The 13,468-nt window shown below is 47.6% G+C and carries 14 protein-coding genes; 3 read left to right on the plus strand and 11 right to left on the minus strand.

Features of this window, described 5'->3' with window-relative positions; all coding sequences use genetic code 11:
* Positions 1-30 precede the first annotated feature (30 nt).
* A complete protein-coding gene (locus BUA56_RS18685; RefSeq protein WP_072854295.1) occupies positions 31-969 on the minus strand; it encodes a DMT family transporter in 939 nt (312 codons plus the stop codon).
* A 1-nt stretch (position 970) separates the two neighbouring features.
* Positions 971-1,825, minus strand: a complete 855-nt coding sequence (locus BUA56_RS18690) for an AraC family ligand binding domain-containing protein (protein ID WP_072854296.1) — start codon at positions 1,823-1,825, stop codon at positions 971-973.
* A 140-nt stretch (positions 1,826-1,965) separates the two neighbouring features.
* Between BUA56_RS18690 and BUA56_RS18695 the strand changes: the two genes are divergently transcribed.
* On the plus strand, positions 1,966-2,637 hold the full coding sequence (locus tag BUA56_RS18695) for an MgtC/SapB family protein (protein ID WP_341443519.1): 672 nt from the start codon (positions 1,966-1,968) through the stop codon (positions 2,635-2,637).
* A 35-nt stretch (positions 2,638-2,672) separates the two neighbouring features.
* Here BUA56_RS18695 and BUA56_RS18700 read toward each other — a convergent pair whose 3' ends face one another.
* The 8 genes from BUA56_RS18700 to BUA56_RS18735 form a co-directional block, all read right to left on the minus strand.
* Entirely contained in the window at positions 2,673-3,281 is a 609-nt protein-coding gene (locus BUA56_RS18700) for a response regulator transcription factor (RefSeq protein ID WP_242946799.1), read from the minus strand.
* The gene (locus BUA56_RS18705; RefSeq protein ID WP_072854298.1) at positions 3,271-4,827 is read right to left on the minus strand and encodes a sensor histidine kinase; all 1,557 of its coding nucleotides are present in this window, start codon (positions 4,825-4,827) and stop codon (positions 3,271-3,273) included. The genes BUA56_RS18700 and BUA56_RS18705 overlap by 11 nt, the downstream gene beginning before the upstream one ends.
* A gap of 7 nt (positions 4,828-4,834) precedes the next feature.
* A complete protein-coding gene (locus tag BUA56_RS18710; RefSeq protein WP_072854299.1) occupies positions 4,835-6,820 on the minus strand; it encodes an FtsX-like permease family protein in 1,986 nt (661 codons plus the stop codon).
* 11 nt (positions 6,821-6,831) lie between these two features.
* Entirely contained in the window at positions 6,832-7,581 is a 750-nt protein-coding gene (locus BUA56_RS18715; protein ID WP_072854300.1) for an ABC transporter ATP-binding protein, read from the minus strand.
* A 116-nt stretch (positions 7,582-7,697) separates the two neighbouring features.
* A complete protein-coding gene (locus BUA56_RS18720; RefSeq protein ID WP_072854301.1) occupies positions 7,698-8,348 on the minus strand; it encodes a hypothetical protein in 651 nt (216 codons plus the stop codon).
* A 14-nt stretch (positions 8,349-8,362) separates the two neighbouring features.
* Complete coding sequence (locus BUA56_RS18725) at positions 8,363-9,034, minus strand: ATP-binding cassette domain-containing protein (protein ID WP_084068108.1); 672 nt, start codon at positions 9,032-9,034, stop codon at positions 8,363-8,365.
* Positions 9,021-9,389 (minus strand): GntR family transcriptional regulator, encoded by a 369-nt coding sequence (locus BUA56_RS18730; RefSeq protein ID WP_072854303.1) that lies wholly within the window; start codon positions 9,387-9,389, stop codon positions 9,021-9,023. Before BUA56_RS18730 ends, BUA56_RS18725 begins: the two co-directional genes overlap by 14 nt.
* A gap of 107 nt (positions 9,390-9,496) precedes the next feature.
* Positions 9,497-10,324, minus strand: a complete 828-nt coding sequence (locus BUA56_RS18735) for an alpha/beta fold hydrolase (RefSeq protein WP_072854304.1) — start codon at positions 10,322-10,324, stop codon at positions 9,497-9,499.
* A 204-nt stretch (positions 10,325-10,528) separates the two neighbouring features.
* Here BUA56_RS18735 and BUA56_RS18740 point away from each other — a divergent pair, with 204 nt between their 5' ends.
* Positions 10,529-11,908 (plus strand): radical SAM protein, encoded by a 1,380-nt coding sequence (locus BUA56_RS18740; protein ID WP_072854305.1) that lies wholly within the window; start codon positions 10,529-10,531, stop codon positions 11,906-11,908.
* 22 nt (positions 11,909-11,930) lie between these two features.
* The gene (locus tag BUA56_RS18745) at positions 11,931-13,049 is read left to right on the plus strand and encodes a radical SAM family protein (protein ID WP_072854306.1); all 1,119 of its coding nucleotides are present in this window, start codon (positions 11,931-11,933) and stop codon (positions 13,047-13,049) included.
* A gap of 134 nt (positions 13,050-13,183) precedes the next feature.
* On the opposite strand, the gene BUA56_RS18750 is transcribed toward BUA56_RS18745, so the two are convergent.
* Positions 13,184-13,468, minus strand: a 285-nt coding sequence (locus BUA56_RS18750) for a transposase (protein ID WP_207650952.1), incomplete at its 5' end; no start/stop codon positions are given.

Raw genomic sequence — 13,468 nt, forward strand, 5'->3', positions numbered from 1 at the left:
TTTCTAGAAAGAACACGTCCCCAAATCAACTCAGGGTGTCCCAGCTTCGGAAAGCCCTGTCCCTTTTTCACTTCCTATCTCTATTTTCTTACTCCTCCCCTCTGACAGCAGCAATCCCGCCAATGTCATAAGTATCCCAAAAACGGATGCTCCGGGTATCCTCTCCCCTAATATAATGGCAGAGGTTACCGCCGTAATTACCGGAACCATATAGATATACACACTGGTTTTCACCGGCCCCAGGATTTTCACTCCGAAATTCCACGTCACAAAGCATATGGCAGACGCTCCGACTCCCAAAAACAACAGATTCCCCAAGTTCTTCAGCTGGGTGACCTGCCCCAGGCTTATCTTAAAATCACTTGCCAGGATAACCGGAATCATAAAGATCAGCCCGTAAAAAAATGTGCGCCGGGTTGCCTGTATCACATGATAGCCAAAGGCACTGACTTTTTTTGTTATGGTGGAGTATGCTGCCCACACAACTGCAGCCGCCACTGCCAGTATATCTCCCAGGGGATTGATGGAGAGCTTTGCCTCACTGCTGAAGCTGATAAGGGCTATTCCTCCCATGGCAATGACGAAGCCGGACAGAAAGCGTTTTCCCGGCCTGTCTCCTCCCAAAAATATCCAGGAAAATACAGCAGTAAAAAACGGAGCAATGGATATAATAACTCCAACATTAGATGCCAGGGTATACGTCAGGGCTATATTTTCCAGCAGATAATACAAGGCAATTCCGGTGAGCCCTGCTGCGGCGAAATACCACTCCTGTTTCCTGGAGGTCAGAGCAAGCTTTCTGGGATACACCAGCCACAGCACAAGATATCCCATTAGGAAACGTATAAATAATATTTCTATGGGCGTAAACTCCCTTAATAGTACTTTTGTAGATATAAAGGTGGTGCCCCAGATCAGTATTGTAACGCCCGCGGCAGCATGTCCCCGGACAGTAGTTTGCTTTTCCATTCTATTGCTCCTTTGCTGCAGAGCCGGAGCCTGCCGGCTGCTGAAAGATTCTCTGATACTGTTTCGGTGTCAGCCCAATAAACTCCTTAAAAAAGTTCGTAAAGTGGCTCTGATCCGAAAACCCAGTCATACCTGAAACATCGACCGGTGTCTCTCCCTGCTCCAAGAGCTTTTTGGCCTGTTTTAGCCGCACATTCTGCAGATACCGGTAGGGAGACACACCGGTCTCTTTGGTAAAGGTCCGCAGAAGATAGGATTTCCCGAAGCTGGTCATAGATAAAAGTTCGTCAAGGGTTATATTCTCATAAAAATGCCTCTCCATATATTCACAGAGCATCTGAATCTGAGGGTTGGGTTCCGAAACAGTAATCTCGTCAATGGGTGTGGTATACTCCCCAATTACCTGTTCCAGCAGAAAAAATAAGTTCTCCTCCCTCTCCATCCTGGGAGCCCTGTCCACAATGCTCTGATACAGCGTATTAACCGAAGGCGCCGTCTCACTCTGATACACCACATTGCGGTCAAAGTGAGGCAAATATTTTTTTCCCGTAATCTCCCCCACCGCCTGTTCCATTATTTCCGGTTTTATATTAACTGCCCGGTAATCCAGGTTCTCCCCGTTGACAGGCCCGCAGCAGTGATTATCTCTGGGATTAAACAAAAGCAGATCCCCCGCCGCAACATCATACTCTTTTCCTCTGCACCACAGGTGACGCCTTCCTCCTTCCACAAACCCTATCACATAGTAATCATGAAAATGATTTGGAAATTTCTGTACAATCCCCTTCAGATTGTACGCTTCTAATTCCAGCTCAAAGTCATAATATACTCTTCTTTGCTCTTCTATATTCGGCATAACCAGTCTCCTCTCACTGTTTTTATCAGTCTACCACCGGCGGAATTATTTTTCTTGTAAGATATTACACCAATGAATTCATTTGCTTTCCCCTGCACTCTGCCATATAATATTTCTATACAACCCAAGGAGGTGATATTTTGCAGGCTTATTTCATGGAACAAGGAATCTTTCTTCTCCGCCTGCTGGGCGCGTCCGTCTGCGGCGGAATCATCGGATATGAGCGGGAAAGCCGTCTGAAAATTGCAGGGATCAGAACCCATACCATTGTATCTCTGGCCTCTGCCCTTATGATGATTTTATCCAAATATGCCTTTTATGATGTTCTCTCTGACACCATCCGTCTGGATCCCTCACGAATCGCCGCCGGTGTGGTAACCGCCATAGGATTTCTTGGCGCCAGCGTTATCTTTACAAGAAACATGAACGTAAGCGGACTGACCACAGCTGCAGGAATCTGGGCTACCGTGGGCATCGGGATGGCCTTCGGTGCCGGAATGTACATTATGGGTGCCGCTTCAACCCTCATCATTCTTCTGATGCAGTACATCTTTCACCGGAATCTGAAAATTGTAAAATCTCCTGCTATTGAACAGATCACCATTCATATTCAGGAGGATCAGGATATCAACGGCCTGTTAGATCGCGCTTTCACCAGCAGAGAGATTAAAATCTCAAATATAAAAGCCACCAGAATCCAGGGACAGATGCTGGAGCTGAAGCTTTTTGTGAGATTCCCAATCAACTATGAGGTTGAAGATGTCATAGAACTTCTAAAAGATATCCCCGAGATTGCATCTATCGATATATGACCATTACAGACCGGAGAGCCGCGGCTGCCTCCGGTCTATCTTTCATATTCTGTAAAGTCCGGGACAATATACCCCATCTGAATGGCCTTCGTAACAGCCTCAACAGCAGATGACACCTCCAGCTTTTCAAAAATATGCTGCAGATGATTTGAGACAGTGCGCTCGCTGCTGTACAGCTGCCTTGCAATCTCCCTGCGCTTTGTACCTGCCGCCACTAATGAAAGTACCTTTTTTTCCGTCTCTGTCAAGTCCTCCGCCATCCAAGTGTCTGCCGGAAAATAAACCCTTCCGCTCTGCACTTTCTTCAGTACTGCAACAAGCTCCTCCGGTTCCACATTCTTATTCACAAACCCCTTTGCCCCCAGCCGCCTGGCCTCCCTGCGGTATACCGGCAGATCATACCCCGACAGCATTACTATCTTCTGCTGCGGCACCTCATCCAGAATATGACCTGCTATAAGAAGTCCGTCCTCCTCATTCATTTTCCCTAGATTAATATCCATAAGCAGAATATCCGGCTGTTCCGCTTTTACACGCCTGATAAGCCCGTCGTCTGCCGCTGCACAGGAAAAACTGTGAATCTCAGGAAAATCCTCCAGGACAATGGAAAGGCTCTTTGCAAAAAGAGCGTGATCATCTACCAATAAAACTTTGATACGAATCCTCCCCTTTCATTTCCATGGCAATGGTAATACGCGTACCCGCTCCTTTCCCTGACCGGATCTGCATCGTCCCCCCCAGCATACCTACCTGCTCCAAAATGGAATCCAGGCCCCTGTGGTCCTGGTGTCTATATTCTTCCTGTTCATACCCTTTTCCATTATCCGCAACCTCCAGGAGTATCTTCCCCCTTTGCTGAGACAGCTCAGCTTGTATCTCAGCCGCCTGCGCATGTTTCAGGGCATTTGTCACCAATTCCCGCAGAATGCGGTAAATCATGACGTTATACGGCTCCACAAGAAATATATTGTTCTCACAGATAAAATCTATTTTTCCGGCCTTCTCCCCATAATCAGCAGAAAGGGAATCCAGCATATTCTGCATATTTTCTTTAAGAGTCAGACGTTTCAGCAGGGTGGGGCGGTAACTCTCCATCCGGACCCGAATGGACCGGTTCAGTCCGTCTGCTGTCTCAGCAATAAGTCTTTTGATGTCCGGCCGGTCCGCCTTGCCCGCCAGATTTTTAATAGAGAGCAAATCCTGCAGTATCTCATCATGAAGGTAATTGGAGAAATCCTCCCGCAGTCTTTCTTCTCTTTTGAGCTGTGATAAGGAATACTCATAATGATTTTCCGCTCCCCTGTGTACGGTTCTGTGATACAAAAGGATTTGGAAGCATTGGATCATCAGAAATAAGACATGGAAAACCATCACAGCTCCCGTCATCCCAAGACCTGTGAGATATCCAACCATCCCCGCAGTCCCGGCGGCGAGGCATAGAACAAAAACGGCCTCCCTTCCCCTTAAGGCAGAGGAAAGAGGAGCATCAGACCTTCTCCCATTCACAATGCTGTGCACACTGACAACTGAAGTCATAAGGATCAGGTAACTTCCCATATTCTCCAGATAACGGGCCCGGTCCATAAACACCAGAATGTAACAGGTAAATGGAAGAACCACAAACAAAAAAGAGCGGATCAGCGCCTTCTTCTGGCTATTAAGAAAGAACAGAATCCTTTTTCTGTGCATCAGCATCAGAATTGTCCCTGCCCCCAGCGCAGCCGAAGACTGCAGAAGAAGAGCAAGAGAAAAAGCCTGCACAGACAGGAAATATGCCGCGGCAGAACAGCAGCAGGTAATTCGCAAGAGAATCAAAAATGTTTTCTGCCCCCGATAGGCAGATCCCTGGAACAGAAACGTCTGTAAAAACTCTATAGTCTCCAGTACGGTTACCGGTATCAGAAGATAAAAAATCCCGTGCAGAACTCTATCCGTCCCAAAAAGAGAAAACAAAAACTGCCACGCCGCAAGGAGCAGCAGCCAAGAGAACTGCGTTAATAAGCGGCTGTTGTTCAAATTTTTAAGAGAAATATAGGCTGCATCCAGAAACAGCAGGGATATAAGTATCAGGGGAAGCGTATTTGCCAGGCCTGACTGACTTCTGTCTGCCGCCATCCGGCAAAGAAATACAACCGCACATGCCTGGCTGAGCACCAGAATCCCCTGCCTGGCCAGATACCGTCTCTCCACTTTAGCTTCACCGTCCTTTCTCCTTAAGAATAATCCTATAGCAGGCCCTCTTCGTCACCTGATAGTATATCAGATAAATGAGGGAGTAGCTTCCTATCGCGCACAGTAACGGAACCAGCACCGCACTGCTTTTCCCCAGCAGGTCATCCATCAAGGCTGATTTATAGCAAAACAGCGCAAAGACACTGTGCAGGGTTCCCATGAGAAAGGGCACCAGAAAATAAATCTGTACCTGACTGCGCACTGCTCTCTTTATCATATCATAATTATACCCCATTCTGCCCATTATTTCATAGTCCGGCCTGTCATAAACCGCTGCGGAGACTGTCTGAAAATACAGGATACTTCCCGTTGCAATCAGAAAAATCACTGCCGCAAAACTGATTAGGAGCAAGGTAGAACTATTCAGCTTAATCAGCTCTGACTTGCGCTGAAAGGCGCTCACAAAATATGGATTTCCTGATAGGATAGGCCGCAGTGCCTCATACGCCTGTTTTTTGGTTCTCAGTCCTCTGCCCCCGATGCTCATAACAGTATAGGACTCCGCTGATCCTGCTCCAAGCTCCTCAAAGACCTCATCTGTCACAACTAAAGTACCCACACTGTTAGCGAATCCGATGGGATTCTCCAGGCTGGTATCCTTTACCGTAACCTTACAGGTTCTTCGTCCTCCTGTTTCCAGTGCATAGACAGCCCCGATATCTCTTTTTGAAGGGTCCGGGCGGTATTTTATCAGAACACATTCATTTGTTCTCAGGGAAGGGAGATTATTCTTTTTTCCCTGCAGTCCTCTCAGAGATTCATAATCCGTCTCACGGATGCATTCAAACCCTGCTTCCCGTCCTTTATCCGCACTAATGCCATATTCCGCGGGAAGCCGCTCAGAAGCCGCTTTTACCTTCCTGACTATAGTCTCACAGAATTCATACCCGCCGCTCCCCACAGTCTTATCCAGTGCCTCCAGCGCCGCGGTTTTCTCCCCCCTGTCCAAAACCCTGAATTCCATCGAAGAGGGGATGATCCGCTCCAGGGACACCAGTGGGTACCACACAGACAGAACCGTCGCCCCAAACACTGCAAGAGTCCCCCCTGACAGCAGGATCAAAAGGATCAGTGACTTTGCATTCGTGCGCAGACGGGACATGAATTTTGGCACAGTAATGATTGTATTTTCTCTGTAAAAAATGTTTTTCCTGTCCCTGAACATGTTACACACAAAGGGAAGAAAAGACAGGATAAACAGTGCTGTTCCAACCACCGCAAGCAGCATGGTGAGAAGCGCAATGGGGGAAAACCCAATTCTATACCAGCAGGAAGCCTTTCCTCTCCCCATATCCAAAGCCAGCCCGTATCCTGCCAGCAGCAGCAGCATGCCAAACACTCCGGCAGTTGGACGGATCCTGAAAGGTTTTTCCGTTCTGCGCTCCATACGGATAGTTTCCATGAGTGTAGACCTCCACAGCAGCCTGGCATTCGACAGTGTAAGCGCTGCAAGAACGGCCAGAACCGTAAGCAGGCAGAACGCCGCCGCTTTCAGATTGATGAGAGGGATCCTGCTGCTGTCTACGGCCAGTCCCAGTGCTGCTGTAATCCCCCAGACTGCACCTTTGTGCAGCAATCCCCCGGCCGGAAGTGCCGCACAGATACCTCCGGCACAGATCAGCATATTCTCCAGGGTTAGGAGACAGAGCATACGCGTTTTAGTGTATCCCAGCAGCGCATATATTCCCAATTCTTTCATCCTCCGCCTCATAAAAAACTGATTGGCGTAAGACATATAAAAAACCACAAAGGCAATCACAAAAACAGCCACCGCCCTGCACATAGTCTCCACACGGCCGTCTGAGGATATTTTTTCCAGGATTACCTCATTCATAGAGAATGAGACAAAACAGAAAAAAACCGCCAGGACGAGAGCCACAGAGAAAAAGTACAGAGAATAAAAAGAATAATTACGCCTTACATTTTTTATAGCCATAGAAGATACTTTCATCCCCGCACCCCCTATCGTTTTTTATCCTGGCGGGCAGTTTCCCGCAGGATACATTCATAAAAATCTCCCCACTCCTGTCCATTTCTCTCCAGCGCCGCATGGATGCACCCGTCTTTAAAATAAAGGATTCTGTCCGTATAGCTGGCGGCATAGGGGTCATGTGTAACCATCAGGATCGTGGTTCCTGACCTCTGATTCACGTTTGCCAGAGCAGTCATCAGATCCCTGGATGACCCGGAATCCAAAGCTCCCGTAGGTTCGTCTGCAAAGATAAGCGGCGGACGCTTTACCATAGCCCGGGCTGCTGCTGCTCTCTGGCACTGCCCTCCGGACAGCTCACTGGGATACTTCTCCAGCTGAGAGCTGATTTCAAAAGCCTCTGCCAGCGCCTCTGTTTCCCTTTCTATCTCCTCTGCCGTCCAGTGCAGCAGCGTTAAGGGAACTGCAATGTTCTCCCTCACCGTTAGACTGTCCAACAGAAAGTACTCCTGGAATATAAAGCCCAGATTACGTTTCCTGAAGTCTGCGGCCTGGGCGTGATTCAGCTTGGGAACGTTAATATTGTGAATAAAAATCTCCCCTCGGTCAGGCCGGTCTATGGTAGACAGTACATTCAGCAGTGTCGTCTTTCCAGACCCCGAAGCTCCCATAATTCCCAGGAACTCCCCCTCTTTTGCCTCAAAAGAAACCCGGTTCAGCGCCGGATTCCCCTGTCTCTTATAAGTTTTCGTCACATCTTTTACTTTTAATACTGTATGCATCGCATTTCGCCCCTTTCCTGTACAGGTACAGTATAGAAGCTTTTTCATCCCACTGCATGAGTAAATCACGCATATTTCTGCGTGATTTACTATCTTGTCCCGGAAAGGAACTTACACTATGCCGGTTCATAGCAGTGATCTGCCAGCCAGGCAATACGCCAGAAAAAAACGGCGGCGATGGCCAATTCTATGATGCCTGTATAGTTTTGAAACGGAATCCGTATCAGCACTCTGTCCGCACAGAGAAAGAGAACCAGCGCTAAAAATTCATTTCCGCGTCTCAGCTTCCTAAACAGCTCCAAAAAAACCCACAGAAACAGCAAAGGTTCTGCAAAAAAGCTCAAAGCGTCCATCCATATGATACTGGCGGCAGACCCTTCCAGGATCATCTCAGGATTCTGTTCCAGCAGCATCATTCCCCTGGTCATCTGCAGACCATAGCAGAGCATAAGCACACACAGATATCCGGGAAGCTTTGCACACAGCAGCCTGGCAAAGGAAATGTTTCTTGATTTTTCCATTATATAAGCGTCTCCGGTAAACGACTGCAGCATATTATACCAGGGATAAAGCCTCAGGCAGATGGCGCAGCAGGATACAGTAACGTTCAGTATCCAGAAAAGAGAATCAAACTGTCCTTTCAGCGTACCGGCGGCCGGGGCATAGTATCTTACCCAGCAGATGCTGCCGGTCACAGCAGCTGTCAGCAAAATCCACCTGAGCTGATAAAAGCTCCGTCTCATCTCCCACTTCATACATTTCAGCATATCTCCACCTCCCATTATGCGTTCATTGCGTTCATCTCTCTGGCGCAGTACTCTCCTACTGATATGTTATAATTCTCCCGTATCTGCTCTGCTTCTATCATTTTTATCCGGCGGTTTCCCATCACCATAACCGTATCGAACAGAGTCTCAAGATCCTTCAGCAAATGGGTGGCGAGAATCACAGTAGCCTTCTCCGGAAGATTCCTCAGCAGATATTTCTTAAAATCCTTCTTAAAGTTAGGATCCGTACTTTTCACAGGTTCATCCAGAAGATAATAAGGAACCTGCCTGCAGACTGCGAGAATCAGACAGAGCCTTTGTTTATTTCCATCCGATAACTTTTTTACTTTCCGGTGCAGCTCTATTCCCGCCTCCTCCAAAAGGCTGATTGCCTGCTCCAATCTGAAATCCGGATAAAAATCGGTATAATAGCAGACCGTATCCTTTACTTTCATCCAGGGATACAGATCCTGTTCCCTCAGCAAATAAGAAATCTTACCCGAATCCATGCGGATACTTCCTTCATCCGGGTGAAGAATACCGGCCAGCAGCTTTAACAAAGTAGTCTTTCCTACTCCATTTTCACCGACCAATCCGATGATATGCCCTTCAGGTACCGCAACGCTTACATTCTCAATAACCTGAATATCGCCGCAGCGTTTACTTACATGTTCAAGTTCCATCATATTCCTGCTCACCTGCCTCCCTCTCAACAAGCTTCATAATCTCATCCTTTGAAGCTCCTGTATTTTTCATACTGGTTACAAATTCTTTTACCAGACGGGCCACCATATCTTTCTTAACAATTTCTCCGGCTCCGTCTTTTACAAAGCTGCCCACACCTTTCTGGGAATGTATAACTCCCTCCCTATCCAGAAGCTGCATAGCCCGCTGGATGGTTAATGCAGAAACCTCATAGAAAACAGAGTATTCCCTCACGGACAAAAGCTTGTCCCCGGGATGCAGACAGCCGCTGGCTATCTGTTCTTTGATACTAGTCGCTATCTGGCGGTAAATCGGAATGTCAGTTCTAAATTCCATCTTTTTACCTCTCTACTGTATAACATATGTATTACAGTTATACTGTATCATCCTGATAGCTGTTTGTCAAGGAAAAAGCGGCATACAGCCGCCTTTTCTCCTTATATTCAGATTCTGCCTTCCACAGCATCCATAAATATGCAATTAAATACCTCCAGTTCGTCATACATAATACCGTGCCCGCTGTTCTCCAGCGTATATAATTTCGAACATGGGATTCCCTTGTGCTGAAGCAAAGCCAAATCATTAGACACCACCTCATCCTTTGCCCCATGGATGATCACAGTGGGCACTCTCACACTCTTTAGATCCTTTCTCCCGTCCTCATCTCTCAGTGCGATGGCAGCTTCCTTCGTCCCTATCCCGGAAGCAGACAGGGCAATCTGTTCAAACCAGTCCTTTGCCGCTTCACTCTGGGGACTTGCAAACAGCTGCTTATGACTAAAATTGTAAGCCAGTTCTGCCCTGTCCGTACAGACCTGATGAATTAATCCGTCTACATACTCCCTGGTCAAACCATAGGGGTATCCAGGCCGCCGGGTCCAGGAGGGAGCTGCAGCAGACAATAATATCAGCTTTTTCACCCCATACCCCCGGTATCTGTTCATATACCGAAGAACAATGGCTCCACCCATGGAGAATCCAACCAGCGTAAAACATTTCAGATGCAGAGCGCACACTACATGATAAATATCCTCGGCCATCTGGTTATAAGTATATCCGCAGGCAGGCGTGTCTGAATTTCCAAAGCCCCTCAGATCCAGAGCAACAACCCGGTATCCGCATTCCACCAGACATCCGATCTGATATTCATAGATTTCATGGGACAAGGGCCATCCGTGCACCAGAAGGACTGTTCCCTTTACTCTTTTTCTGCCGCAGCGGTAATCGTATACGGCTATTTTTGTTCCGTCAGAGGATTTTATATAAAACATACTGATTAACTCCTGATTTTTTTTGTGATATTAGTATATGCAGAACCTTACTTCCAGCCAGCCCTTTTGCAAAAGAAAACTGGTTATAAGACCAAACTCTCCACATATACTTTAACGTACGGAACAAGCCGTACGCCCTATCAGAGGGTATGCCTTAATTCAAAGATAACCACACAAACATTTATCAAAGGAGATGCAGCTCAAGTGAAAAGCTTTACGTTTTCTACTGCACGAGGAAACACTTATGTATACAACGATAAAAACGGCTTTATCTTTCCCGCCGGCCAGGTAAGAGATTATCATGCGTGTCCGGCTCCCGAAAAGAAACCTGAGGCCCTCCCCGGCCAGGTACAGGACTATCTTCTCACAAAGGGATATTATCAGCTGATTCTGGAAACCACACAGAGGTGTAACCTGCGCTGCCGATACTGCTATTACGGGGATTACTATAAAAGCACAAGAAACCACAGCAGCGATTCCATGAAATTCTCGACTGCAAGAAAAGTCCTGGATGATTATATGACTCACTACCGGACGATCCGCAATAAAAATCCTTTCCGCAAAGCAAATATTTCTTTTCAGGGTGGTGAACCCCTGATTAATTATGGCCTGCTCAAAGAGACGGTAAATTACTGCAGCCAGATTTACGGGGACTGTGAGGTAAACTATACCGTCACAACCAATGGCGTTCTTCTCTATGACGATATCCTGGACTATCTCACAGACCATAATTTCGGAATTATCGTCAGTCTGGACGGAGACAAGCCCGGCCACGACAGAAACCGGATACGGGAGGATGGAAGCGGCAGTTTTGATCAGGCTTTTCAGGCCATCGAACGGCTCAGAAAAAGGCATCCCGGATACCACCGGCTGGGGATCAGCGTCCGGCTGGATTATCTCTCAGATTTAGATGCCCTGGATGCCTTTGTCACAGAAAATAAACTGTTCGTCACAGATCTTTCTATGGTATCTCCAGGAGAAACCGATTATTACCGGCAATTTTCACCGGAAGACAAGCTCCGTTTTTACCGGCAGCTCTCCCGTCTCCGGGAACAGTATTTTCAGGCTGCAAAAGAAGGGTCTGTCTCGCTGCACCGCTGCAGCCTCCTTCTTCCACTGTTCTCCTCCGGGTATGAGATGTTTGCCTGTCATCCGGTGATGCAGGAAATGAGGCCCTCATTCTTTCCCTATACCGGTTCCTGTATCCCCGGAGAAAAAATATTTGCTTCGGTTGACGGAACCTATCATATGTGCGAAAAGATCAGCTCCCACTTTCCCATTGGAGACGCAGAGCATGGACTGGACTATAGAAAGATAGCAGGATATATTAACCAGTTTAACAGTTTTGCCGGCAGATGCAGTGACTGCAGGATAACCAGGTTCTGCAGCCTCTGTATGGCACAGGCGGCAGACCATACCGCGCTGTCCCTGCCCTCCGCCTACTGCAGAGACAAAAAGGCATGTGTAAAAGACACGCTGACCCTGTATACGGAATGTCTGGAGGAGTCGCCCTGTGCATTTGACCGGTTTACCCGTGAATATCTGGAAGAGCGAAGCAGGATCACAGGCAGCCTGCCGTACTGAGCTGAAAAAGGAGGATTTATCCATGTATTTTCATCTTTATAACCATTGTATCTTTCTTACCGGCATTGCAGGCGGAGTTCTCTATGATCTCTCCAGCGGAGAATTTACCGGTCTGGAAAAACAGGAATGCAGCTGGCTGGAAGCAGCGGAAAAGGGGGAGGCAATTCAGGATAATGATTTTTACCGTGAGCTGGAAAAAATGCAGCTGGGATTTTATTCTGATAAACCCTGCTACATTGATAAACTCAGGGAAAGCAGCCCGCTTCTCCAAGTACACAGAGATTTGAAAAGCTACAAAATCCAGATTGCCGTACTCCAGCTCACCGGCAGATGCGATATAGAAGGGGACAACTGCAGGGATTATTTCTGTCCCCCCTGCCGGCAGGGAGACAGCAGTGCCAAAGATCTGCCCGCCGAGCGCTGGTTTTCCATCATTGACACGCTCTCAGATGCCGGTGCCTCCTCATTTCTGCTCACCGGCGGCAATGTGCTCCTTTATAAAGAGTTTGATGCTGTCCTGAGATATTTGAAGAAAAAAGACGTGAGCGTCAGCATTCTGCTTCCCAGACTGGATCCCGCGCATCCCCAGCTGTTTCGGGAACACATACTGCTGTTTCCCTGCAGCAGCAGACAGACTGAAAAGAAAAAATACCATGATGTTACAGTCTATTGCCCCGAAACAGCAGACCCACAGGCTATAGAACACTGGAAGCATAACGGATACAGGATACTCCCGGTACAGCTGTCTTCTGCCCCCATCTCAGAGGCCTCGCTCGTCCCCTGTACCCTGGAACGATATGAGGGACGAAAAAACGGGGATCTCTGCCTGTCCGGCAAAATCTATGTGGATTGTTCGGGCAATCTCATCCCCTGCCTGCAGGGAAACCAGCATCCGGTGGGCAGTCTTCTGCAGGAACCCTTTTACCTTTTATACCGAAGGCTGATAGAAGCCTTCTGGGATGTGCCCGTACGTCCTCACAAAAAATGCAGTTCCTGCCAGTGGTATTACTCCTGTCCTTCCTGCCGCTTCACCGATGCAGCAGCAAGATGCAGGATCTACCCTGAAGAACGGGAGGAAGTCCTTTTGTCCCCCGAACATTCTCTAGAACACTGTGCCTTTTTGAGCCGCCTTCACACCTAAAATGGGGCTGTGAAAAAATGGAGTTGCTCTAACTCCATTTTTTCAGCCCCTCTTTATTTTGTGGAAAGCGTAAGAAAAAAGCAGTAAAAAGCGTATAATCCCCCTTACCCCAACAAACGTGCGCTCTTTCTTCTTTAAGCCACTTCCCGGAGTCTCATCTGCTTATTATAGATTTTATAGAGATTATGGCCGATAGAAACAAGAAATATCTCTACTCTTACCGAATCCAGTCCTCTTCTTACAATTCGCTTATACCTTCGGTCGTATTTGATGATTCCAAATGTCCCTTCTGCCTGGATGGAGCGGTTCATGCGGAGCAACGCCCCATGGATACTCTGAAGATTATCCAATACCTCCTGATGCATGGCGCTTAATTCCGCATTAATCCGCACCGTCCTGTTCTTTTCTGTTCTCTTGCA

Origin of the sequence: Lactonifactor longoviformis DSM 17459, from assembly GCF_900129135.1 — a bacterium.
In the GTDB taxonomy this organism is placed as follows: domain Bacteria; phylum Bacillota; class Clostridia; order Lachnospirales; family Lachnospiraceae; genus Lactonifactor; species Lactonifactor longoviformis.